The organism is Nonomuraea sp. 3-1Str (genome assembly GCF_031570565.1).
Taxonomy (GTDB): domain Bacteria; phylum Actinomycetota; class Actinomycetes; order Streptosporangiales; family Streptosporangiaceae; genus Nonomuraea.
The window spans coordinates 136,645-159,719 of sequence record NZ_JALHBK010000014.1 but is presented as its reverse complement, the minus strand read 5'-3'; the positions used below and the strand labels follow the sequence as shown (position 1 = coordinate 159,719).

The following is a 23,075-nucleotide window of genomic DNA, read 5'->3' as shown; positions in this document are numbered from 1 at the left end:
CACGCTAATGACGGGCCCTTGAGCCGCTCTTGGGGCCGGGCCTCCAGAGCCGCCCAAGAGCCGGGGGCCACGATGGCGGCATCCCTCCAGGACGACAAGGAAGACGACCATGCGAACCGCCGCCCACCCGAACGTGCCGCAGATCACGCTTCCCGGCCAGGCCGCCGCCGCGCCCGGGCCGCTCGACATGAGCAACATGTACCTGGCGCACTTCGGCTTCCGCCGCGACCTCGGGCACCTGATCACCGCGGTCGGCCGGGTCCGCCTCGACGACCGCCGGCGCGTCACCGCCCTGCGCGAGCACCACGCGTGGGTGCTGTTCGTGCTGCACCACCATCACACCGCCGAGGACGAGACGATCTGGCCGCTGCTGCGGGAGCGGGCGCCGCAGGCGATCGGCACGATCGACGCGCTGGAGGCCGAGCACACGGCCTGCGACCACTGGATCCGCGAGAGCACCGAGGCCTTCCAGGCGTTCGACGCCGGCCCGTCCGAGCCGGGGCGCGAGCGGCTCATGGTCGCCCTGCGCGCGCTGGCCGACACCCTGGGCGCGCACCTGGCGCACGAGGAGATCGACGGGATCCCGCTGATGATGGCCCACATCACGCCGGAGGAGGACGCGGAGACGCACAAGACGATCAGCAAGCAGTACGGCCTCCGCGGGCTGGTCACGCTGCTCGGCTGGATCACCTCCGAGCTGCCGGCCGAGGTCGAGGCCCACCTGCGCAGGACGTCCCCCAAGCCGTTGCTGCTGCTCAGCACCCTGGCCGGCGGTCGCTACCGCAGGCGCGCCGCCTACCTGTGGGGCTGAGCCAGCTCCCGCTCCACGCCCTCGGCGTGCTCGGCGTGCCGCCGCGCCGCCTCGGTGTCGCCCATGGCCTCGGCCAGTTGCGCCAGTGACCGGCTGACCGGCCACATCAGCATGCTCAGCCCGGCGATCCCCATCCGGTCGGCGTACGGCGAGGCCGCCGCGTAGAGGTCGGCGCAGGCCCTGCGGTCGCCCAGCGCCGCCCAGACCTCGCAGCGGACGACCAGCCAGAACAGGTAGACGAACGTGCGGGGGATCGGCGGTTGCCGCTCCCACGGCCCGAGCACCCGCCGGGCCTCCTCCAGCCGGCCGCTGACCACCAGGTAGTGGGCGTACCCGTCCAGGTTGAACCGGTCGAGCTCATCGTGGGAGATGTCCTGCGGAGGCTGCACCGCGTCCGCCGCCCCGCGGCGCAGGCGCATGAGCGCGACCTGGTACGTGGCGCCGGCCGTGGTGGTCTCCACCCCCCACATCGAGGTGGTCCGCTGCTCGGCGGCGGTGGCCGCGAGCAGCGACTCGGCCGCCTCCAGGTCGCCGCGGTTGACGAGGACGCCGAGCCGCAGCCAGTTCAGCATGATGCGCAGGTACGGCATGTGCGTGCGGCCGATCAGCCGCTCGGCCTCGGCCAGCACGTCCAGGGCCTCCCGCACCCGGCACAGCTCCAGCAGCGTGCCGCCCTGGCAGGTGAGCCCGATGGTGCGCAGCTCGTCGTCGCCCGCCTCCAGCCCGGCGCGGGCCATCTCCTCGCCCGCCGCCAGCCGCGGGAGCACCGAGTCCGGGTCGAGCAGCGCGTAGTAGCGGGCGAACAGCACCCGGCCCAGCAGCGTCGCGTCGTTCTCCTGGCGGGCCAGCCGCACCGCCTCAGCGCTCCACCGGTCCCGCTGCGCGGGGTCCCGCCCCGGCTGGTAGTACGACTGGAGCGCCAGGCAGGCCAGCACCCGGGCCCGGGCGGACGGCTCCAGCCCCTCGTCGGCGGCCAGCTCCGTCAGGTCCGCCATCAGGTCGGCGTCGTGGTCGCCGTAGACCTTCCAGGGTTGCAGGATGCGCCCGCCGTACCCGGTCGCGGCCTCGATCCAGCGCCGCCGGTCGCCCGCCTGCTTGGCCAGGCGGCGGATCCGCGTCAGCTCCGCCTCCTGCCCCAGCGAGTCGCCCGCCCCGAACCTGGCCTCGGCCAGGGCGGACAGCAGGTCCATGCGTTCGGCCTCGCCCAGCTCCGGGTCGTCCTCGGCCACCCGCTCGGCCCGTTCCAGCAGCTCGACGGCCGCGTCGTACGCGCGAAGCCGCTTGGCCTCCTCGGCCGCCCGCCACGCCGCCCGCCAGGCACGGGCGGTGTGGCCCGCGGGGATCGCCTGGAGCCAGTGGTGCGCGGCGGCGGACAGCCGGTCGGAGGCCGAGCCGCCGGTTCGCGACTCGATCGCAGCGGCCACGGCGGCGTGCAGCCGGGCCCGGCGCAGCACCGGCACCACCTCGGTGAGCGCCTCCTGGACCAGCGCGTGCACGAACAGGAACCGGCCGGGCCGCCCCTCCGCGACCAGGTGGGCGGCGATGGCCGGCTCCAGCCGGTCCAGCGCCGCGTCCAGGTCGAGCCCGGCGGCCTCGGCCACGATCGCCACGTCGAACTCGCGCCCGGCCACCGCCGCCACCCGCAACAACGCGGCCGACGCCTCGGGCAACCGGTTGACCCGGCCGAGCACGACGTCCCGCGCGCCCAGCGGCAGCGTGCCGTGGCCCGGCGATCCGGCTTCCAGGTAACGCATCAGCTCCGTGACGAAGAACGGGTTGCCGTTCGTGCGGTCCCTGAGCGCCGACACGTCCGTGCCCGCCGGGGTCAGCTCGGCCAGGTCGGCCGCCGAAAGGCCGGACAGCGGCAGCCGGACCGCCTGCCGGCGCGACAGCGCCTCGAACGCCTCGGCCAGCGCGCCCTCCGGCGGCGGCCAGTCGCGTGCCGTCCCCACCAGGGCCAGCCTGCCGTCCAGCACGTACTCGGCCAGGTAACCCAGCAGCCGCAGCGAGGACCGGTCCGCCCAGTGCAGGTCGTCCAGCACCACCAGCACCGGCCGCCGGCCCGCGGTCAGCGCCCGCGCGGCCGCCTCGTAGGTGCGAAACCGCGCGCCCTCGGGGTCGGTCCCGGTCGCGGAGCCGACTCCGGGCAGGTTGACGCGCACGTCGGCGGGCAGCGGCGGCAGCGTTTCGGCCAGCCGCTCCAGCACCGTCACCCACGGCCAGAACGCCGGCGCGCCCTCCGTCGCCGCGCACCGTCCCACCGCGACCGTGAACCCCCGGGCGCGGGCCCGGCTCACCAGCTCCTCGGCCAGTCGCGTCTTGCCGATCCCCGGCTCCCCGGTGACCAGCGAGAACCCCGGCCGGCCCGCCGCCGCCGCTTCCAGCAGCCCGTCCAGCGCGGCCAGCTCCTCCTTCCGGCCCGTGATCCCCTGCCCGGCCACCCGCGGCTTGGGCGGCGGCCGGTGGGGGAGCAGCGCGGGGGACTGTCCGAGGATGTCGCGTTCCAGCTCGCGCAGCTCCTCGCCCGGGTCGATGCCGAGCTCCTCGGCCAGGATCCGGCGCGCCGTGCGCAGCGTTTCCAGGGCCTCGCCCTGGCGGCCGCTCCGGTAGAGCGCCAGCGCCCGCAGCGCCCACAGCCGTTCGCGCAGCGGGTGCTCGTACGTCAGCGCCTCCAGCTCGCCCAGCAGCTCGCCGTGGCGGTCCTGCTGGATGACGGCGCTCACCCGCAGCTCGCGGGCCCGCTCCCGGGCCTCGGTGAGCCGCGCCCGGACAGCGCCCACGTACGCCTGGTCGTCCAGGTTCTGGTACGGCTCGCCACGCCACAGCGCCAGCGCCGCGGCCGCCAGCCGCTCCGCCTCGGCGGGCTCGGCCGCCTGCTCGGCCTGCCCGACCAGGCGCAGGAAACGCGTGGTGTCCACGTGCTCCTGATCGATGGCCAGCGTGTAGCCGACCGGCCCGAACGTCAGCAGGCTCCGCGCCCTGGCGCGGCGTCCCGGCTCCAGCAGGCGGCGCAGGTTGGACACGTACGAGTGCAGCGACGCCTGCGCCTCGGCCGGCGGCTCCTCGCCCCACAACCGGTCGATCAGTGTGGCCGGGGCCACCGGCCGGCCCTCCGCCAGCACCAGCACGCTCGCCATCGCCCGCAGCTTCAGCGAGCCGATCCGAAGCGACCGCCCGTCGTCGCCGACGATCTCCAGCGGGCCCAGCACGCGGATGTCCACAGCCCTACCACTCTCGTGAAGTGCCCTGATCTTACGACACGAGAGAAGTCGGGATTGTTCTCAGGTGGGCGCCGCTCCTCGCCCACCATGGTCACCCGCGGTGCGCCAGCGGGGCGAGGCCGGTCAGCTCCGTGTCCGCGGCCACGACCGTGCCGTCGGAGCCGGTGCGCAGGAAGGTCGGGAACGCCTTGACGCCGACCGACTCCGCGATCCGGAGGGCGTCGTCGCCGGTCACGACGCCGGCCACACCGCTCATGAGATGCAGCAGGTCGCCCGCCTCGGCGGGATCGCCGGTGACGACGGCCAGGGCGCCGCCGTTCTCGCCGCGGGCCGTCTCGGCGAACTCCGGCGCCCGCTCGTGACACGTGTCGCACCCGACGTCGAAGAAGCCCACCAGCCGCGCACCGGCCGCGCCCTCGGGCAGCGCCCGCCCGACCAGCACCGTCGGGTCGTACGCCAGGGGGGTCATCGTCCCGCCGGCCAGGCGCTGCAGCTCGGCGGTGTGCTCGCGCAGCCGCCGGAGCACGCCCATCATGAGCAGCAGATTCAGCAGGCAGAGCACGCCGACGAGCACGACTGCGGCGATCAGGAAAGCCATGGGGTGACCTCACATCAGACGGTGGACAGCTCCATCAGGTGCCGGCACGCGCGGCGGCGGCGAGCCTGGCGCCGGTCCGGCGGCGGGAGCCGCCGCCGGACCGGCGCGGTAAGGATCAGGCTCCGCAGGTCCTGAACACGTAGCAGGATCCGCAGGCGGTCCTGCCGTTGATGATCGTGCAGAGCTTCCGGTAGTCGGAGCGCTCCGTGCAGTAGCAGTGAACGTAGTACTCGTAGGCGGCCTTCGCGGACGTCTTCGGGACCAGCTTCTCGAGCATGCGGTCGCCGAGCCTGCCCAGGACGTTGGACATGGATCCACGCTCCTTCCGTTGCGATGCGGTCAGGCCAAAAAGCTATTTGGGGGGCATACAGCGACTCATACAGTTGCGCTACAACCGGCCCGTGAGCAGCCGCTCCAGGGCCGGGTCGCGGCGCAGCGCGCGGTCCGCGAACAGCTCCCCGGCCCGGCGCGCGTCCGCATCGGCGCGCGGGTCGGCCATCGCCGAGCGGGCCCGGGCGAGCTGCCGCGCCCCGGCCGCCTGGCCGTACGCGTCGCCGATCCGCGCGGTCAGCTCCAGGACGCGGACCAGGTCCGCCTCGGCCGCGGCCGGGTCGCCCTGGCGCAGCAGGATCTCGGACCTGGCCAGCAGCGCCTCCCACTCGTCCTCCCGGTTGCCCGTGTCCCGGCAGCGGGCCAGCGCCTCGGCCAGCGTCGCCAGCGCCCTGTCCCGCTGGTCCAGCAGCCCGTACGCGCGGCCGAGCGCCGCCAGCGTGATGCTCTCGCCGTACAGGTCGCCGTCGGCGCGCCGGACGGCGAGGCAGTGCTCGAACCGGTCGGCCGCCTCGGCGTGCCTGCCCAGCCGGAGCAGCACCTCGCCCAGGTTGTGGCCGACCAGCCCGAGGCGGCTGGACCCGTGGGCCTCCAGCAGCCGCAGGCTCGCGGTGATGTGGTCGAGGGCCGCGCCGAGGTCGCCGGTCCTCATGCTCAGCCAGCCCAGGTTGTGCAGGGCCAGGCCCTCGGACTCGCGGTCGCCCACCTCGTGCCAGAGGCCCAGGGCGCGGCTCATCAGGTCGCGCGCCGCCTCCGGCTGGCCGCCCCGCCACTCCAGCAGCCCCAGCGTGACGAGCGTGGCCGCCTCCGTGGCGCGGTCGCCCTCGCGTCGCGCCACGCTGATCGCCAGGCGGGAGAGGGTCTCCAGCTCCCGCCAGTGGCCGCCCTTCATCGCCACGGACTTGACCAGCGGCATCAGCTCCGTGACGAAGCGCGCGACGTCCGGCTCACCGCGCGCGGCCTGCGCGGCCGCCGCCACCAGGCAGCGCAGCTCCGTGTCCAGCCAGCGCGCGGCCGCGACCGGGCCGGAAAGCAGCGGCCCGGGTTCGCGTCCCCCGCCCCTGCGGCGCCCCCCGCCGCCGCGCAGGTGCGGTTGCAGCAGGTCGTGCGTCTGCCGGCAGAGGTCGAGGTACGCGTCGAGGGCGCGGCGCAACGCCCGCGCCCGCTCCCTCGGCGGGTCGTGGGCGGCGGCGAGCTCGGCGGCGAACAGCCGCAGCAGATCGTGGACGCGGAAGCGCCCGTCGCCCACCGGCTCCAGCAGCCGCGCCTCGGCCAGCTCGTCCAGTGCCGCCTCGGCCGCCTTGTGACCCGTGCCGGCCATCGCGGCGACCGGCTCCACGCCCATCTCCGGCACCTCCAGCACGCCGAACAGGCGGAACACGGCCTGGGCGGCGCCCGTCAGCGTGCCGTACCCCACCTCGAAGCAGGAGCGCAGGCTCAGCCCGGCCGCCTGGAGCTCGTCCAGCCTGCCCCGCTGGTCGCGCAGCCGCTCGCCGAAGCGCGCGAACGACCAGTCGGGCCGCGCCGCCAGGCGGGCGCCGGCGATGCGCAACGCCAGCGGGTGCCCGCCGCACCAGCGGGCGATCTCGGCCGCCGCCTCCGGCTCGGCCGCCAGGCGCGCCTCCCCGGCCAGCGCGGCCAGCATCCGCACGCAGTCGGCCTCGCCGAGCAGCCCGACGGCCACGGGTACGGCGTCCACGGTCGTCAGCGCCGCCCGGCTGGTGACCAGGACCGCGCAGCCGCCTCCCGCCGGCAGCAGCGGCGCCCCCGGGCCCCCCCCCACGGCGTTGTCGGGCACGACCAGGCCCCGCCTGCCCGCCAGCGACGACTGGTAGAGCGCCGCCGCCTCGGCCGGGGCGGCCGGGACCCCCTCCGGAGCCACCCCGAGGGCGCGCAGGAACCGGCCCAGCGCCTCGGCCGGGCTCAGCGCCGGCAGCCCGGGGGAAGAGCCCTGGAGGTCGACGTAGAGCTGGCCGTCGGGGTAGTGGTGGGCGACGGCGTGGGCGGCGCGCAGCGCGAGCGCCGCCTTGCCGACCCCGCCGGGGCCGTGCAGCGCCAGCACCGCCGGGCCGGCGCCGGACTCGGGGGCGGCGGTCAGCACGGTTCGCAGGCGGGCCAGCTCCGCCGTACGGCCGACGAACACCTTGGGCGCGAGGGGAAGCTGGCGCGGCCCGAAACCGCCCGCGCACCGCGCCTGGACGCATCCGGCGCCCGCCGCCGGCGGGAGCGGGCCGGGGAGGAGCGGGCCGGGGGCGGCCGGGGAGGGTTCCGGAGCCGCGGGCGGGGGAGGCGCCAGGAGGCTCGCGTCGCGGCGCAGCACCGCCTGGTGCAGGCGCAGCAGGTCCGGGCCCGGGTCGATGCCCAGCTCCTCGGCGAGCACCCGGCGGGCCACCGCGAACGCCTCCAGCGCCCCCACCATGTCGCCGCTGCGGTACAACGCCACCATGAGCTGCCCGTGGAGCCGCTCGCGCAGCGGGTACTGGGCGACGACCTCGCGCAGCCGTCCGACCGCCGCCGGGTACCTGCCGAGGGCGAGCTGGATCTCGGTGTGCTCCTCCACCACCCCCAGGTAGCGGTCGGTGAGGCGGGCGACGACCTCCCGCAGGGTCGGCCCGAGCGGCACGTCCTCGGCCGCCATCCCCTCCCACAGGGACAGGGCCCGGCTGTAGGCGTCCAGCGCGGCCCCCAGGTCGCGCCGGGCCAGCGCCCGGCCGCCGTGCCCGGACAGCTCCTCGAACTGGAACAGGTCGAACTCCCCCGGCCCCACCCGCAGCAGGTAGCCGGCCTCGGAGGTGACTAGCCGCTCGGCCGCCGGGTCGGCGGAGGGCGGCAGCAGCTTGCGCAGTTGCGCGAGGTACGTGCGCAGGTTCGCCACGGCCGAGCGGGGCGGACGGTCGTCCCAGACCTCCGTCACCAGCGACCGGATCGGGACGACGTGACCGGCCCGCGCCAGCAGCATGGCGAGCACGGTGCGTTGCTTGGGCGCCGTGATCCTGACGGCCGAGCCGCCGGCCTGGATCCGCATCGGGCCAAGAAGTCGGAACTCCACAGGCGTGCCCTCCGCTCCGCTCTAGAGAGAGCTCCCGCCCAGCCGGCGCAGCGCGACCCCGAGCAGGCTGCCGGCGTGGAAGAAGCCGCGCTGCCGGGAGTCGACGCTCTGGGGGCCGTTGTCGCCGAGGACCACGAGCGCGCCCGCGGGCACCCGCTCCTCGGCGTCGCCGCCGGGTACGCCGGGTGGCACGGGGTCGCCGGGCAAGGCCACGGCGCGCTTGATGTTCCAGCGCCGTCCGTCCGCCCCCGGCGGGCCGGGCAGGATCCGTCCGGCGGGATCCGGGGGCGGCTCCAGCACGACGACGTCGCCTCGGGACACCTGGTCGATCGTCCGCCGCCGTACCAGGACGCGGTCGCCGTCGTCGAGCGTCGGGGCCATGCTGGGCCCCTCGACGGTGACCACCACGTAACGCCGGCGGGCCAGGAGGGCTCCCACGACCGCCACGGCAACACCGGCGAGCAATCCGCCGTTGATCAGCTTCATCGCGCTCTTCCCCGGTCGAGCCAGAATCGATCTTTGTCAGGAACGATCTCCGTTGGTGCGCGACGCTGTCAACCGCTAGCGGGGGGACCTCGTCCGGGCGGGGCCGGAGCCCGAGGTCAGGTGGGCCAGGAGCGCGCCCGCGGCCGGGTTGGCGGGGGCGGGGGAGCGGCCCGCCAGCACCACGGTCCTCAGCGGGTCGGGCTGGCGGATGCGCACGCTCGGCAGGCCGGCCCACTCGGCCACTTGCCGCGGGACGATGGCCACGCCGATGCCGGCCCGTACCAGGTCGGCCAGCAGCCGTATCTGGGTGACCTCGCAGGTGATGCGGCGGTGCAGGCCGCATCCGGCGGCCAGGCGGTGCACGCTGGTCTCCAGCCCGGTGCCGGCGCGGAAGTCCACGAACGGCTCGGCGACCAGGTCCGAGAGCAGCGTGCGTCCGGCGCCCGCCAGCCGGTGCTCGGGCGAGGTCATGAGCACCAGCTCCTCCTGCCAGGAGGCGAATCCGGTCAGCCCGCCGGGCAGGGCGGAGTCGTCCAGGGCGAGGTAGGCCAGGTCGATCTCGCGGGCCAGGAGGGCGTCCAGCAGGCCCGCGGTGGTGGCGTCGATGACGGAGATCTGGATGCCGGGCCGGACGCGGTGGAAGGCAGCCAACTCGGCGGGCAGGTCGACGCTGGTGAGCGTCTGGATGGTGCCGATGGCCACCCGCCCGGAGGTCAGGCCCGTCACCGCCGAGACCGCCTCGCGCGCCGACGCCTCCTCGGCCAGCAGCGCCCGCGCGGCCGGCAGGAAGGCCGCGCCCGCCGGGGTGAGCACGGGGCGGCGCCCGGTCCGTTCGAACAGCTCTGCGCCCAGCTCGCGCTCCAGCTTGCGGATGGAGGCGCTGAGCGCGGACTGGACGATCACCTCGGCCCGCGCGGCGGCGGTGAAGCTGCCGTGCGTGGTGACGGCGACGAAATGACGGACCTGGCGGATCTCCACCCATCTACGATAGCGATGGCTGGTAGCGAAAGAGTGTGTTGGACCGATGGGAGGGGGCGGGGTCAGGCTGGTGGCGTGAACCGAGTTCCGCGCCTGTGGGCGCTCGCACACGCACCGAACAGCCGCCCGTGGCTGCGCCCGCCGGCCCGCGGCCTGCTGAGGCTCATCTCCTTCGTCCGCATGCTCGCCCTGACCGACCACCAGGCCTTCCTGACACAGTGACCACCCGGGATCATCGGGCGATGGTGAGTCGGGAGAGCTCGGCGGGGGTCAGGGTGAGGGCCGCGGCGGCGGCCGAGTCGCGGATCGTCTCCGGGCGGCTCGCGCCCGGGATGGGGATGACCACCGGGGAGCGGGCCAGGAGCCACGCGAGGGCGACGCGCTGCGGGCTGACTCCGCGCTCGGCCGCGATCTCGTGGAACGCGGCGAACCGCGGCGCGGGCCGCTGCTCCCGGGAGGGGCCGTCCAGGGAGCTGCGCGACAGGCCGCCGAGCGGGCTCCACGGCAGGAACGCGAGCCCGAGACGTTCGCACAGCTCCAGCTCGGGCTCGCCGTCGCGGACCGCGGGGGAGTAGCGGTTCTGGACGGAGACCAGGCCGTCACCGAGGATGTCGCGAGCCTCCAGGATCTGGGCGGTGTCCACGTTCGACAGCCCCGCCATGCGGATCTTGCCCTCGTCGAGGAGGTCGCGCAGCGCGCCGACGGAGTCGGCCCACGGGACGTCCGGGTCCGGCTTGTGGAGCTGGTAGAGGTCGAGGGTTGGCACGCCGAGCCGCCGCAGCGACCCCTCGCAGGCCCGTCTCAGCTGCTCCGGCGTGCCGGTCACGGTCCAGGAGCCGTCCCCGGGCCGGCCGCGCCCGCCTTTCGTGGCGACGAGCACGCGGTCGCGGTCGCCGCCGTACGAGGCGAGGGCGCGGGCGATCAGCTCCTCGTTGTGGCCGGTCTCGCCCGCGTGCCAGTGGTAGGAGTCGGCCGTGTCGATGAGCGTGACGCCCGCGTCGAGGGCGGCGTGGACGGTCGCCACGGCCCGCGCCTCGCCGGGGCGGCCCTCGATGGACAGGGGCATGGCGCCGAGGCCGATCGCGCCGACGTCCGTGTGGCCGAGGCGGCGGCTCCGCGTCGCTGCGGCGGGTGGAGGGCTCGTGCTCATGTCAGGCCGCCTTCAGGTCGTGGAGGGTCGTGGCGACGGCCTCGGGAAGCCAGTCGGCGGTGGTCGTGAACGCGAAGCCGTGCCGGGAGGCCAGCCCGTTGTCCATGGCGTAGTGGCGGTCGAAGGAGAACGGCGACGCCTCCTCGCCGGGGCTCACCACGCGGTACACCGGCGTCCGGCCGGTCCGGGCCGCGACGGCGTCGCACAGCTCGGTCACCCCGAGCGGCCCGTGGGAGCAGGCGTTGAGCGCTCCGGTGTGGTCCGTGGACGCCGCCCAGGCCAGCAGCCCGGCCATCTCCTCGTCGTTGGTGAAGGAGGTGCGGAACGGGTCGCGGTGGACCGCGACGGGCCGGCCGGCGAGGATCCGCTCGGCGTAGTGCCGGAGCCGGCCGGTGAAGTCGTGCGCCCGTAGGCCGAGCACGTGGGCGGCGCGCACCGCGAGGAACGCGAACGGGCTCTCCCGGGCCAGCACCGCCTCGGCCCGCCGCTTGTCCTCGGCGTACCGGACGGCCCCGGCGGGCAGCCGGGAGCCGCGAGGCGCCGCCGGACCACCGTCCGCCGGCCACGAGGACGGGTCCAGCGCGCTCTCCGGCACGAGGACGCCCGGTGGGGCGGGGGTGACCAGTCCGGACGTGGCCGGGTCGTACACCTCCATGGTGGAGGTCATGACGTACCGGGGCGTGCGTCCCCCGAAGACCCGCCGCGCGACCGCCGCCTGCGGCGGCGTGTAGCAGACCTGGTCCACCACCACGTCGAACGTCCGCGCCCCGAGGGCGGCGCTCAGCGCCTGCTCGTCGTCGCGGTCGGCGACGACGTGCGCGACGCCCGGAGGCGGTGGGGCCGAGCCGCGGTTGACCACCGTGACGGCGGCGCCCGCGTCGCGGAGCCGTTCGAGGAGGCGCAGTCCGAAGTAACGGCTGCCGCCGATGACGCATACGCTCTTCACGGCACAGAGCCTGCCGGGACGCGGCGGTGAGCAGAAGTGCCGATCCGCTTACCAGGCCGTTAGGAGAACTGTTGATCGACGTGCAGCGGCTCCGGGTCCTGCGCGAGGTGGCCCGGCACGGCAGCTTCAGCAGGGCCGCCGCCGCGCTGAGGTTCACGCCCTCGGCGGTGTCGCAGCAGATCGCCGGCCTCGAACGCTCGATCGGCGCGCCGGTCGTCGAGCGCAGCACGCGCGGCGTGGTCCTCACCGAGTCGGGCCGCCTGCTCGTCGAGGCGGCCGAGGTGGTCTTCGCCGAGCTGCGCAGCGCGCAGGAGCGCATCGACCGGATCGCGGCCGGCCGTCCCCGGCTGACGGTCGCCACCTTCAGCAGCGGCGGCCGGCGCCTGCTGCCGGGGGCGCTCACCGCGTTCGTGGCCGCCCACCCCGACGTCGAGGTGAACGTGCTGGAGCGCGAGCCGGAGGACAGCCTGCCGCTCGTGCGCGAAGGAGTGGCCGATCTCGCCCTCGCCTACCACTTCGACGGCCCGCTGCCGCTCGTCCACGGCGACCGGCCGGCGCTGGAGTGGACGCCGCTGATGGACGACCCGCTGTCGGTGGTCCTCCCGGTGGGGCACCGGCTGGCCGGCCGCGAGACCGTCGACCTGGCCGACCTGGCCGGCGAGCGGTGGGTGCTCGGCTGCACGAAGACGGAGGCGTTCCTGCGCCGGTACGCCGCCGGGGCCGGGTTCGAGCCGGTGTTCGCCGGGAGCACCAGCGACTACTTCTTCGCCCAGGCGCTGGTGGCCGCGGGCGTGAGCGTGTCGCTGATCCCCGAGGTCGCGCTGGACCGCTCCGCCGACGGTGTCGCCGTCGTACCGATCCGGCCGCCGGGGCCGGTCCGTCACCTGGGGGTGGTCACCTCGCGGCGCGCGGCGGACCCCGGCCCGGTCGAGGATCTCGTGAAGCTGTTGTTCCGGGCCGCGGGGCGGGGCTGACCCGGGTCAGGCGCGCTCGGGGTGGCGCTGCCGTACGGGGGTGAACAGCGCGGTCAGCGCCAGCACCAGGCAGGACGCGCCCGCGAAGACGAACACCGTCGTCGCCCCGTACGTCCCGGCGCCCCAGCCGAGAACGGCCGCGCCCACCGGGCCCAGCGAGAAGTGGATCGTCCAGAACGCCGACGTGACGCGGCCCAGCAGGTGCGGGGGCGTCACCTGCTGCCGCAGCGACATGGAGCAGATGCCCGCCAGGCTGACACAGGCCAGGTAGAGCGCCATGATCGCGGCCACGCCCCACACGGAGCCCGCGAGGCCGAGTCCCAGGATGGCGAGCCCGGACACGACCTGGGCCCCGATCCACGTCGGCCCGAACCCGAGCGAGCGCCGCACCCGCGCCACCAGCATCGAGCCGACCATCGTGCCGGCCGCCCCCACGCCGAGGACGAGGCCCACCACCGAGTCGGCCTGACCGAGATCGTGCTTGAGCCGGAAGATCACGATGTCCGTCAGCCCGAGGGTCATGAAGATGAAGAACGACAGCAGGACGGTCAGGGTGCGCAGCACCGGCTGCCGGACGAGGAACCCCGCCCCGGCCAGCAGCTCCCGCCACGGCCGCCGCTCGGACGCGGTCCCGGCCTCCTCGGTCCCGGCGGTCCCGGCGGTCCCGGCGGTCCCGGGGGTCCTGGCAAGCCCAGCGGTCTCGGCCGGCTCCACGGCGTAGCGGGAGGCGCGGGTCAGCAGGACGCCGAGCGCGGACAGGCCGAAGCTGGCGGCGTTGATGGCGATCGCGGCGGTCGCGCCCAGATGGCCGGCCACCACCCCCGCGAGGGTGGGCCCGAGGATGCCCGCCGCGGCGGCCGTGGCGTACAGCATGCCGTTGGCCTCGGTGACGCGCTGCTCGCCGGCCAGACTGCGGACCGAGGCCACGTACGTGACCTGGAAGACCATGCCCACGCCCGCGGCCGGCGGCAGCAGGGCGTACAGGAGCCAGACGTGCTCGCCGAACGCCCAGACCACCGGGATCGTCGCGTACAGGACGAGCCGGACGACGTCGCAGATGACGAGCAGCCGGCGGCGGTCGAACCGGTCGGCCAGCACGCCCGCGAACACCCCGGCCGCCACGGACGCCGCGCCCGACACGCCGGTGAGCACGCCCATCTGCGTGACGGACCCGGTGACGTTCAGGACGAGCAGGGGCACGGCGATGAGCGCGAAGGAGTCGCCGGCCACCGACAGTGTCTGCGCGCACCAGAAGATCAGGAAGTCGCGGTCCCGCCACAGGGAACCGGTCGCCTGCCGCTTCTCAACCCGCAACGATCATCCTCCGCCTGTCGCGCTCGGCGGTGGCCTGACGGGTCCGGGATGATCGGTACGTGCCGATCCGGAGGGAGATCACGCGGATGAGGCTATCCCTCCAGGTTGGCGGCACGCCGCTCATTTTCGGCCATCGGGCCGCGAAGGCTCCGGGCGCCTTTCAGGCGGGCCGGAAGGTGTGGCGGTAGGCCAGGGGCGCGACCCCGACGGCGGCGTGCAGGTGCTGGCGCAGCGACACCGACGTGCCGAACCCGGAGCGCCGCGCCACCTCCTCCACCGGCAGGTCGGTGGTCTCCAGCAGCCTGCGGGCGTGCTCGACCCGCTGCCGGGCCAGCCACCGGGCCGGGCTCATGCCCGTCTCCTCGCGGAAGCGCCGGGTGAAGGTCCGCACGCTCATCCGCGCGTGCTCCGCCAGCGCCTCCAGGGGCAGATCGGCGTCGAGGCTCCCGAGCATCCAGGAGCGGGTGGCGGCGGTGCCGTTGCCCGTGGCGTCGGGCAGCGGCCGGTCGACGTACTGCGCCTGGCCGCCCTCCCGCCACGGCGGGGTGACGCAGCGGCGGGCCGCGCGGTTGGCCACCTCGCTGCCGTGGTCGCGCCGCACGACGTGCAGGCACAGGTCGATCCCGGCGGCCACGCCGGCCGAGGTCAGCACGTCGCCGTCGTCCACGTACAGGACGGACGGGTCCAGCCGCACGCGGGGGAACAGCGCCGCGAACCGGGCCGCCTCCCGCCAGTGGGTGGTCGCCGGCCGGCCGTCCAGCAGCCCGGCCGCGGCCAGCACGAACGCGCCCGTGCAGATGGACATGACGCGGGGCCGGCCGCGCAGCGCGTCACGCAGCTCGGCCGTGATGGTCCCGTCCTTCATGGCCCGGCCGGCGTGGATGCCCGGCACCACGACCGTGTCGGCGGTGTCGAGCACGTCGAGGTCGTGGTCGGGCACGACGCTGTAGCCGGCGCTGCACCGTACGGCCCGGCGGCCGGGCGAGCAGGTCACCACCTCGTACAGCTTCTCCCCGGCCGCCGTCTCCGCGGCCCAGAACACCTGCCCCGGGACCCCGAGGTCGAGCGGCGCGAAGTGGTTGAGAACGAGGACCGCCACCCGGTGTGCCATGGCCCGATTCTTTCACATGATGGCTTTCTGGCCACTCGCGGCCATGGCGCGGGTCCCTCCAGGATGGGGCCCATGACCTTGAGCACCACCCCTGCCGGCACGCGCGGGCTCCACCGCGCGTGGTTCGTCGCGGCCGTCGCGTTCGTGGCGATTCTCGGCGCCGCCGGTTTCCGCGCCACCCCCGGCGTGCTGATCACCCCCCTCCAGCAGGAGTTCGGCTGGACCAAGGGCACGATCTCGCTCGCCGTGTCGATCAACCTGGTGCTCTACGGCCTGACCGCGCCCTTCGCCGCCGCCCTCATGGACCGCTTCGGCATGCGCCGCGTCGTGGCCGCGGCCATGCTGCTCGTCGCCGCCGGCAGCGGCCTGACCGTCCTGATGACGGCGAGCTGGCAGCTCCTGCTGCTGTGGGGCGTGCTCGTCGGCCTCGGCACCGGGTCGATGGCGCTGGTCTTCGTCGCGACCGTCACCGACCGCTGGTTCGTCCGGCACCGCGGCCTGGTCACCGGCGTGCTCACCGCCGCGGGCGCCACCGGGCAGCTGGTGTTCCTGCCTGTGCTGGCGCACCTGGCGCAGGGGCCCGGCTGGCGGGTGGCCTCGCTGACCGTGGCCGGCTCCGCCCTGGCGGTGGTGCCGTTCGTGTGGTGGCTGCTGCGCGACCGGCCCGAGGACGTGGGCACCACCGCCCTGGGCGCCGAGCCCGGCGCCCCGCTCGTCCGGCCGGCCGCGGGCAACGCGGCGCTCCGGGCGCTGTCGGTGCTGCGGTCGGCGGCGCGGACCCGGCCGTTCTGGCTGCTCGCGGGCGGCTTCGCGATCTGCGGTGCCAGCACGAACGGCCTGGTCGGCACCCACTTCATCCCCGCCGCGCACGACCATGGCATGGCCGAGCCCACCGCGGCCGGCCTGCTCGCCGTCATCGGGATCTTCGACGTCGCCGGCACGATCGCCTCCGGGTGGCTCAGCGACCGGATGAACCCCCGGGTGCTGCTCGGCGTCTACTACGGGCTGCGCGGGCTGTCGCTGATGGTGCTGCCGAGCCTGTTCGCGGCGACCACCGAGCCGAGCATGCTGATCTTCATCGTGTTCTACGGCCTCGACTGGGTGGCGACCGTGCCGCCGACCGTGGCGCTGTGCCGGCAGGTCTACGGGGCCGACGGCGCGATCGTGTTCGGCTGGGTGTTCGGCGCGCACCAGGTGGGCGCGGCCATCGCGGCCGTCGCCGCCGGCCTGACCCGGGACCACCTCGGCGCCTACGACCTCGCGTGGTACGGCTCCGGGCTGCTGTGCCTGGCCGCCACCGGCATGTCTCTGGCCATCCGGCATGCTAGGGGGCGATGAACGACTCCGATCCGAACGACTCCGATCCGAACGTCTCCGACCTGATGGTCCTGCCCCTCGTCGTCAGGATCGAGCGGGCCGCGCCCCCCGAGCGCACCGACGCGTTGGAGGCGGCCGCGATGGCCGTGCTGAGCCTGCTCGACGACCCGGGGGAGTGGGCGGACGAGCTGCACGCCTGGCAGTCCACCGGCAGGATCCGCAAGGTGGTGCGCCGGGCCAGGGGCGCCGAGTGGCGCAGGGCCGAGGCGCTGCCCGGCCGTACCGTCGGGCACCGCACGGCCGAGGTGCGCGTCCACCCTCCCGTGCCGCTCGACGCGTGGCCGCGCGACCTCGCGCGGCTCCAGGTGTCCGGCACCGAGCTGACCGACACCCGCGAACTCCGGCCGGTCGAGCCGCCGGTCCTGTGGGCCAACCCCGGGCTGTCCATGTCGGCGGGTAAGGCCATGGCCCAGGCCGGGCACGCCGCCCAGCTCGCCTGGTGGGCCAGCAGCCCCGCCGAGCGCGACGCCTGGCGGGCGCGGGGCCTCACGGTGAGCGCCCGCACGGCGGCCCGCGACGACTTCGCCGCCCTGGTCGCCGCCGGGCTGCCTGTGGTCCGCGACGCCGGGTTCACCGAGATCGAGCCCGGGTCGTGCACGTTCGTGGCGGAGGCGCCGTGGCTGTACGGGCGCGTGTCCCAGCCGTAGCCGGGGTTGGTCCGGGTGCGGCTTCAGCGGGGGACGGTGTGGACGTCGGCCAGCACCCCGCCGGCCGGCGTGATCCGCGCGGGGGACGGGCTGTCGTAGACCACCATGAGCCGCCCGTCCCTGAGGACCGCGAGGCCCTCCGGATGGTCGCAGCCCACCCCGTACGGCAGGTCGGCGACCGTCTCCAGCTCGTCCGCCGGCACCACGTCGCCCGCGTGCCGCACCCGCCAGCGCACCACCCGCACCGGCCCGTCGAGGCTCATGCTCGGCCCGGTGAGCAGCAGCAGGTCGCCGTCGTCCACGGCCAGGTCGCGCACCCCGAGGCCGCCGAGGTCGAGGAAGTGCTTGCGGACCGGCCCGTCCAGCCGTAACCGCTGGTCGCCCGCCTCCACCGGCCGGATCTCCAGCACCACCGCCCAGCCGCGCAGCACCGGCCCGCGCAGGCCCAGGTACACCCGCTCGCCCACGACCGCGACGCCCTCGATGTCCAGCCCGTTGTCCTTGCCGGGCAGCGCCAGGAACGGCGCCAGGTGCGGGTCGTCCGTCAGCCGCGCCGCGAGGTTGTCGGCGCCCGACAGGACCGAGCCGGGCAGCGGGGCGTTGGCGACCGGGTCCAGCGGCAGCCTGGCCAGGACGAACCGGTTCTCCTCCCTGACCACCGTGGCCAGCCGGCGGGCCGCCTTGGCCGGGTCCTTGGACTTGACCCGCCGCCGCTTCAGGCTGTGCGAGCCGACGGCCCACAGATGGCCGTCGGCGCGGGCCAGGCCCTCGATGTCGGCCTCGTCGTGCCGCCCCGCGGGCAGGGGCACGTAGTCGGCCAGGAAGAACGTGCGCTGTCCCGCGTACCGCTCGCCCGTCCACACCAGGTGCTCGACGGTCGCGGTCTCGTCGCCGGCCACCCAGAGGCCGGTCTCGTCCTGCAGGAGCGCCGAGAGGTTCGTGTGCGTACGGGCCTCGCGCGAGGCCGGGTCGAATCGGAGCTCCACCTGTTCCACGGGGCCATGATTTCACTTCGGTCGCTTCTCCAGCGGAATGGCGGGATATGTCGTACGCTCCCGTCGTGCTCGAAGGGGATGACGGGACCAAGCGTTCCGATGTGACTACTGTTGCGCGCTCGGGACCCCCTGCCTCTCCGCCCAGGCGCTCCCGCATCGGCGATCTGCGGATGCGGGACGTGTACCGGGGGCTGGCCGTCCTCGCCGCGGCGGCGGCCGTCGCCGCGGGGGTGGTCTTCGTGCTCCCGCAGGGGCCGGACGAGGTCGCCGCCGGGCCGATCACCGCGCCATCGGCCCGGCCGTCCTCGTCCGGCCCCCTCTCGTCGGGCCCTCTCCCGTCCGGCCCCCTCTCGTCCGGTGTCCCCTCCGCGGAGGTGTCCCCGGTCTCGGCCCCCACCGAGCCGGCCCCCGCGAGCTCCGTCACATCGGCTCCGGCCCCCACGCCTCTCACCACGACGCCCCTCGCGGCGACCGGCCGGCCGGCACCCACGCCCGGCACCTCGCTCGCCCCCGGCTACACGGCCATGGAGGCCCTGCACGCCGACGCCCGGCTCCCCGCGCTGCCCGCCAGGACCGTCAGGGTCCGGCTCAAGGCGGCGGCCGGCCGTCCGGTCGAGGACAGGCGCACCGGCCTGGCGCTGCCGAGGCTCGGCAAGCCGTGGAAGCTGTCCGGCCCGGCCCCGTTCACGACCCGGCAGGTGCTCCCCAAGGTGCGCGGCGCCGGCACCCGCGGCATGTTCGTGACGTGCCCGCTGCCCATCGAGACGCAGAAGGCGCCGCGCGACAGCGCCCTGCTGGCCGCGCGCTGGACGCTCAACCACCACCCCGAGGGAGCCACGATCAGCTGGCTCGCCTCCCAGCCGGTCAGGAACGGCTGGATGCTGATGTACCGGGTGAAGTACGGCAGGCACAGCTCCCGTGCGGCGGTGGTCGTGCTCGACGGGGGAATGCGGAAGCCCGGCCTGGCGTTCGTGACAGTGCCCGACACGCAGCGGAAGCGATGGGGGGATGTGACCCGCGTCATTTCCGGGGTTCGTGTTCTAGGGTAAAAGGATCATGTATGCGGCGATTTGGGGAGTGACGCCGTGGAACGCTCTGGAACGCCGCAGGCCCCCGAGAAGGGCAAGACCAAGCCGCCATGGCGGGCCGAGGGCCTGCCGGGCACGCCCGGGGGCCGGCCCAAGATCAACTGGTGGCGGTTCGCCGTCACCCTTCTGGTGGTGTACGCAGCCTTCTTCCTGGTGTCGTCGTTCTTCGACAACAGCCAGGTCGAGACCGTCTCCTACACGCAGTTCACCCAGCAGGTGACCGCGAAGAACGTCAAGGAGATCTACGCCACCGGCCTGTCCGTCGAGGGTGACCTGAGGACCCCCGCCAAGGACCCCGACAGCGACAACCAGACCTACACCCAGTTCCGCACCGAGATCCCCGCCTTCGCCGACACCGACCAGCTCTCGCAGCAGCTCCAGTCGTCCGGCGTGGAGATCAAGGCCGAGCCCATCAACGGCGGCCGCGGCTTCTTCCTCAACCTCCTGCTGTCGCTGCTGCCCGTCCTGCTCCTGGCCGGTCTGTGGATCTTCATCATGCGCCGGGGGGCCAGCATGATGGGCGGCGGCGGACTCGGCGGGCTCGGCAAGTCGAAGGCCGCCAAGCCGGTCGAGGCCGGTCAGGTGCGGGTCACGTTCGACGACGTCGCCGGCATCGACGAGGTCGAGAACGAGCTCGTCGAGATCGTCGACTACCTCAAGGACCCCGGCAAGTACCGCCGGCTCGGCGCCAAGCTGCCCAAGGGCGTGCTGCTCGCCGGCCCTCCCGGCACGGGCAAGACACTGCTGGCGCGGGCCGTGGCCGGCGAGGCCAAGGTGCCGTTCTTCTCCGCCAGCGCCTCCGAGTTCATCGAGATGATCGTCGGTGTGGGCGCCTCGCGCGTGCGAGACCTGTTCGAGGAGGCGCGCAAGGTCGCGCCGTCGATCGTGTTCATCGACGAGATCGACGCCATCGGACGGGCCCGCGGCGGCGCGGGCGGCATCGGCGGCCACGACGAGCGCGAGCAGACGCTCAACCAGATCCTCACCGAGATGGACGGCTTCTCCGGCGCCGAGGGCGTGATCGTCATCGGCGCCACCAACCGGCCCGAGATCCTCGACGCCGCCCTGCTGCGGCCCGGCCGCTTCGACCGGACCGTCCAGGTGGGGCTGCCCGACGCCGCCGGCCGTACCGCCATCCTGGAGGTCCACACGCGGAGCGTCCCGCTCGACGGCACGGTGGTCCTGGACCAGATCGCCCGCACCACTCCCGGCATGACCGGCGCCGACCTGGCCAACCTCGTCAACGAGGCGGCGCTGCTCGCCGCCAAGCGCGGCAAGGAGAAGGTCACCAGCGGCGACTTCGCCGACGCGCTGGAGAAGCTCCAGCTCGGCGCGGCGCGCAGCATCGTGATGCCCGAGGAGGAGCGCACCCGCACCGCCTACCACGAGGCGGGCCACGCCCTGCTGGGCATGCTCCAGCCCGGCGCCGACCCCGTGCGCAAGATCTCGATCATCCCGCGCGGGCGGGCGCTCGGCGTCACGCTGTCCACTCCCGACACCGACCGCTACGCCTACGACGAGCGGTACCTGCGCGGCCGCATCGTCGGCGCGCTCGGCGGGATGGCCGCCGAGGAGGTGATCTTCGGCGTGGTCACCACCGGCGCCGAGAACGACCTGGAGCAGGTCACCATGATCGCGCGCGGCATGGTCGGCCGCTGGGGCATGTCGGAGAAAGTCGGCCCGCTGACCATCCTGCCGTCCGACGGCCAGCAGCCCCAGGCCTCGCCCGCCACGCTCGCGATGGTGGACGAGGAGGCGCGGCGCATCGTGGACGAGTGCTACATCCGGGCCCTCGACCTGCTGCGGGAGAACCGCGACAAGCTGGAGGCCATCGTCGCGGCGCTGCTGCAGCACGAGACGCTCGACGAGGCCGACGCCTACGCGGCGGCGGGCGTGGGCCGCGAGCGCCAGCCGATCGAGAGCTAGTAGCCCGTTCAGGGCTGGTTTTTCCGAGTCTTAACAGAAAAGGGACAGTAGCCGGGTCCGGTCAGGGGAACGCCTCCGCAGAAGGAACGGGGGACTCTCATGACCCTGACCGATGAGATCCTCGACCGGCTCGGCGACCCGGGCCTGGAGCAGTTCGCCGGGATGCTCGGCGCCTGCACGGCCACGACGCGCACCGTGCTCCAGGCGGTGACCGGCACGATCGTCGGCGGCATGGCCCGCAACGCCTACGACCCCGACGGGGCCGAGGCGCTGCGCGCCGCGCTGGAGGACCATGTCGACGCCGACCCCTTCAACAGCGACATAGCGTCGCTCACGCGCGACGGCCAGAGCATCCTCGGCCACGTGCTCGGCGCGCAGGGCACCGAACAGGCCTCCGTCGAGCTGGCCCGTCTCGCGGGCGCCGACCCGGCCGTCCTCATGAAGACCCTTCCGCTCCTCGCGCCCATGGTCATGTCCGTGCTCGCCGGTCATGCCGCCGAGCAGGACATGGACGCCCGGGACGTCGCCGTCGTCCTGCGCCGCGAGCAGGCCGCGCTGCCCGCTCACCTGGCCGCCTTCGTCGCGGGGCTGCTCGACAGCGTCTACGGCCCTCCGGCGCCGCCCCGGGCCCGCACCAGGCCCCGGCCGCAGGTCGACTGGTGACCGGTAAGCTGGAACAGTGATCGTTCTGGCCTCAGCCTCTCCCGCCCGCCTGGCTCTTCTGCGCAGCGCCGGGCTAGACCCCAAGGTGATCGTCAGCGGGGTCGACGAGGAGGCGTACTCCGCCTACTCGCCCGCCGCGCTCGCCCTGGAGCTGGCCAGGGCCAAGGCCGCGGCCGTGGCGGGCGGGCTGGACGAGGGGCTGGTCATCGGCTGCGACTCGATCCTGGAGCTCGACGGCAGGCCGTACGGCAAGCCCGCCTCCGCGGAGGAGGCCGCCGAGCGGTGGCGCATCCTGCGCGGCCGGACGGGACGCCTGGTCACCGGCCACTGCGTGATCGACGTGGCCGCCGGCCGGGAGGTCGCCGAAGTGGGCACCACCGTCATCCGCTTCGGCCAGCCCACCGACGAGGAGGTCGCCGCCTACGTCGCCACCGGAGAGCCGCTCGGCCTGGCCGGGGCGTTCAGCATCGAGGGCCGGGGCGGCTGGTTCGTCGACAGCATCGAGGGCGACCACGGCAACGTGCTGGGCATCTCCCTGCCGCTGGTCCGGCGGCTGTTCGAGGATCTCGGCTACGCGGTGACGTCGTTCTGGCGCTAGCCTGCCGGGCATGCGATCAGTGCGCGACTTCCTGGCGGGCGTGGGCTTCTTCTTCCAGGGTGTGGGATGGGTCGCCCGGCACGGCCGGTGGTGGCTGTTCGGGCTGATCCCCGCGTTCATCGCCTTCGCCGTCTACGTGGCCGGGCTCGTCTACCTCGGCACCAACGCCGCCGGCCTGGCCGAGTGGCTGACGCCGTTCGCCGACACGTGGTCGTGGCGCGACGCGTTCCGGGTGATGGTGCAGGTGATGCTCTTCCTGGGCGGCCTCGCCCTGGCGGTGATCACCTTCACGGCGGTGACCCTCGCCATCGGCGAGCCGTTCTACGAGAAGCTCTCGGCGGCCGTGGACGAGGTGTCCGGAGAGGTGGAGCAGCCGTGGTGGCGCACGCTGCCGCGGTCCATCAGGGACAGCCTGGTGACGCTGGGCTGGGTGCTGGTGTTCAGCGTGCCGCTGTTCTTCCTGGGCTTCATCCCGGTGGTCGGGCAGACGGTGGTGCCGGTGCTGGGGGCGGCGGTGTCGGGCTTCTTCCTGTCGGCGGAGCTGACCACGCTGTCGCTGGAGCGCCGCGGGTACGCCCGCAAGCAGCGCTTCGCCCTGCTGAGAGGGCGTAAGGGGCTGTCCCTGGGGTTCGGGGTGGCGGTGTTCGTGCTGTTCCTGGTGCCGTTCGTGGCGGTGGTGGCCATGCCCGCGGCGGTGGCGGGCGCCGCCCTGCTGGTACGGACGGAGCTCGCGGCGGGCGACGTGACGCGGGCCTGACCAGGGGGTCACGCGCCGGCCGCTGTCCACAGCCTCGGTCCGCCTCCCACGGTTCA

Annotated in this window: 21 protein-coding genes; 10 read left to right on the top strand and 11 right to left on the bottom strand. The window is 74.5% G+C overall.

Translation table 11 applies throughout. The annotated features are described in order from the left end of the window. Positions 1-109: 109 nt before the first annotated feature. Positions 110-811: a hemerythrin domain-containing protein gene (locus MTP10_RS23085; protein ID WP_310711667.1), complete on the top strand. Its 702-nt coding sequence runs from the start codon at positions 110-112 to the stop codon at positions 809-811. Here the strand turns inward: MTP10_RS23085 and MTP10_RS23080 are convergent. From MTP10_RS23080 to MTP10_RS23055, 6 genes are all read right to left on the bottom strand, one after another. Next, on the bottom strand, positions 796-4,032 hold the full coding sequence (locus MTP10_RS23080; protein ID WP_310711666.1) for a BTAD domain-containing putative transcriptional regulator: 3,237 nt from the start codon (positions 4,030-4,032) through the stop codon (positions 796-798). The genes MTP10_RS23085 and MTP10_RS23080 overlap by 16 nt on opposite strands. Before the next feature lie 91 nt (positions 4,033-4,123). Then, on the bottom strand, positions 4,124-4,630 hold the full coding sequence (locus MTP10_RS23075) for a hypothetical protein (RefSeq protein WP_310711665.1): 507 nt from the start codon (positions 4,628-4,630) through the stop codon (positions 4,124-4,126). A gap of 115 nt (positions 4,631-4,745) precedes the next feature. Next, entirely contained in the window at positions 4,746-4,940 is a 195-nt protein-coding gene (locus MTP10_RS23070; RefSeq protein ID WP_310711664.1) for a hypothetical protein, read from the bottom strand. A gap of 78 nt (positions 4,941-5,018) precedes the next feature. Next, on the bottom strand, positions 5,019-7,985 hold the full coding sequence (locus MTP10_RS23065) for a BTAD domain-containing putative transcriptional regulator (protein ID WP_310711663.1): 2,967 nt from the start codon (positions 7,983-7,985) through the stop codon (positions 5,019-5,021). A 45-nt stretch (positions 7,986-8,030) separates the two neighbouring features. Then, positions 8,031-8,495 carry a signal peptidase I gene (gene lepB / locus MTP10_RS23060; RefSeq protein ID WP_310711662.1) on the bottom strand — a complete coding sequence of 155 codons (465 nt, stop codon included), beginning with the start codon at positions 8,493-8,495 and terminating at the stop codon, positions 8,031-8,033. A 75-nt stretch (positions 8,496-8,570) separates the two neighbouring features. Next, positions 8,571-9,473: a LysR family transcriptional regulator gene (locus tag MTP10_RS23055; protein WP_310711661.1), complete on the bottom strand. Its 903-nt coding sequence runs from the start codon at positions 9,471-9,473 to the stop codon at positions 8,571-8,573. A gap of 75 nt (positions 9,474-9,548) precedes the next feature. Between MTP10_RS23055 and MTP10_RS23050 the strand changes: the two genes are divergently transcribed. Continuing rightward, positions 9,549-9,695 (top strand): hypothetical protein, encoded by a 147-nt coding sequence (locus MTP10_RS23050; RefSeq protein WP_310711660.1) that lies wholly within the window; start codon positions 9,549-9,551, stop codon positions 9,693-9,695. Between the two features lie 10 nt (positions 9,696-9,705). Here MTP10_RS23050 and MTP10_RS23045 read toward each other — a convergent pair whose 3' ends face one another. Together MTP10_RS23045 and MTP10_RS23040 are read right to left on the bottom strand one after the other, a co-directional pair. Continuing rightward, a complete protein-coding gene (locus MTP10_RS23045; protein ID WP_310711659.1) occupies positions 9,706-10,623 on the bottom strand; it encodes an aldo/keto reductase in 918 nt (305 codons plus the stop codon). A gap of 1 nt (position 10,624) precedes the next feature. After that, positions 10,625-11,569 (bottom strand): reductase, encoded by a 945-nt coding sequence (locus MTP10_RS23040; RefSeq protein WP_310711658.1) that lies wholly within the window; start codon positions 11,567-11,569, stop codon positions 10,625-10,627. Positions 11,570-11,649: 80 nt separating this feature from the next. On the opposite strand from MTP10_RS23040, the gene MTP10_RS23035 reads away from it, so the two are divergent. After that, on the top strand, positions 11,650-12,543 hold the full coding sequence (locus MTP10_RS23035) for a LysR family transcriptional regulator (protein WP_310711744.1): 894 nt from the start codon (positions 11,650-11,652) through the stop codon (positions 12,541-12,543). A gap of 6 nt (positions 12,544-12,549) precedes the next feature. Here MTP10_RS23035 and MTP10_RS23030 read toward each other — a convergent pair whose 3' ends face one another. Beyond that, positions 12,550-13,857: an MFS transporter gene (locus tag MTP10_RS23030; protein WP_310711657.1), complete on the bottom strand. Its 1,308-nt coding sequence runs from the start codon at positions 13,855-13,857 to the stop codon at positions 12,550-12,552. Between the two features lie 160 nt (positions 13,858-14,017). Further along, positions 14,018-14,968, bottom strand: coding sequence for a helix-turn-helix domain-containing protein (locus MTP10_RS23025; protein WP_310711656.1), 951 nt, complete (start codon positions 14,966-14,968; stop codon positions 14,018-14,020). A gap of 72 nt (positions 14,969-15,040) precedes the next feature. Here MTP10_RS23025 and MTP10_RS23020 point away from each other — a divergent pair, with 72 nt between their 5' ends. Together MTP10_RS23020 and MTP10_RS23015 are read left to right on the top strand one after the other, a co-directional pair. Beyond that, positions 15,041-16,306, top strand: a complete 1,266-nt coding sequence (locus MTP10_RS23020; RefSeq protein WP_310711655.1) for an MFS transporter — start codon at positions 15,041-15,043, stop codon at positions 16,304-16,306. Then, on the top strand, positions 16,303-16,992 hold the full coding sequence (locus MTP10_RS23015) for an aminoacyl-tRNA hydrolase (RefSeq protein WP_310711654.1): 690 nt from the start codon (positions 16,303-16,305) through the stop codon (positions 16,990-16,992). Before MTP10_RS23020 ends, MTP10_RS23015 begins: the two co-directional genes overlap by 4 nt. A 23-nt stretch (positions 16,993-17,015) precedes the next feature. On the opposite strand, the gene MTP10_RS23010 is transcribed toward MTP10_RS23015, so the two are convergent. Then, the gene (locus MTP10_RS23010) at positions 17,016-17,987 is read right to left on the bottom strand and encodes a DUF3616 domain-containing protein (RefSeq protein ID WP_310711653.1); all 972 of its coding nucleotides are present in this window, start codon (positions 17,985-17,987) and stop codon (positions 17,016-17,018) included. A 170-nt stretch (positions 17,988-18,157) separates the two neighbouring features. Here MTP10_RS23010 and MTP10_RS23005 point away from each other — a divergent pair, with 170 nt between their 5' ends. The 5 genes from MTP10_RS23005 (at position 18,158) to MTP10_RS22985 (ending at position 23,019) form a co-directional block, all read left to right on the top strand. Further along, positions 18,158-19,036, top strand: a complete 879-nt coding sequence (locus MTP10_RS23005) for a hypothetical protein (RefSeq protein ID WP_310711652.1) — start codon at positions 18,158-18,160, stop codon at positions 19,034-19,036. 36 nt (positions 19,037-19,072) lie between these two features. Then, positions 19,073-21,001 (top strand): ATP-dependent zinc metalloprotease FtsH, encoded by a 1,929-nt coding sequence (ftsH, locus tag MTP10_RS23000; protein ID WP_310711651.1) that lies wholly within the window; start codon positions 19,073-19,075, stop codon positions 20,999-21,001. A gap of 99 nt (positions 21,002-21,100) precedes the next feature. Then, positions 21,101-21,664: a DUF937 domain-containing protein gene (locus tag MTP10_RS22995; RefSeq protein WP_310711650.1), complete on the top strand. Its 564-nt coding sequence runs from the start codon at positions 21,101-21,103 to the stop codon at positions 21,662-21,664. Positions 21,665-21,680: 16 nt separating this feature from the next. Then, on the top strand, positions 21,681-22,262 hold the full coding sequence (locus tag MTP10_RS22990; protein ID WP_310711648.1) for a nucleoside triphosphate pyrophosphatase: 582 nt from the start codon (positions 21,681-21,683) through the stop codon (positions 22,260-22,262). 10 nt (positions 22,263-22,272) lie between these two features. Further along, complete coding sequence (locus tag MTP10_RS22985; protein ID WP_310711647.1) at positions 22,273-23,019, top strand: EI24 domain-containing protein; 747 nt, start codon at positions 22,273-22,275, stop codon at positions 23,017-23,019. The last annotated feature ends 56 nt before the right edge of the window (positions 23,020-23,075 follow it).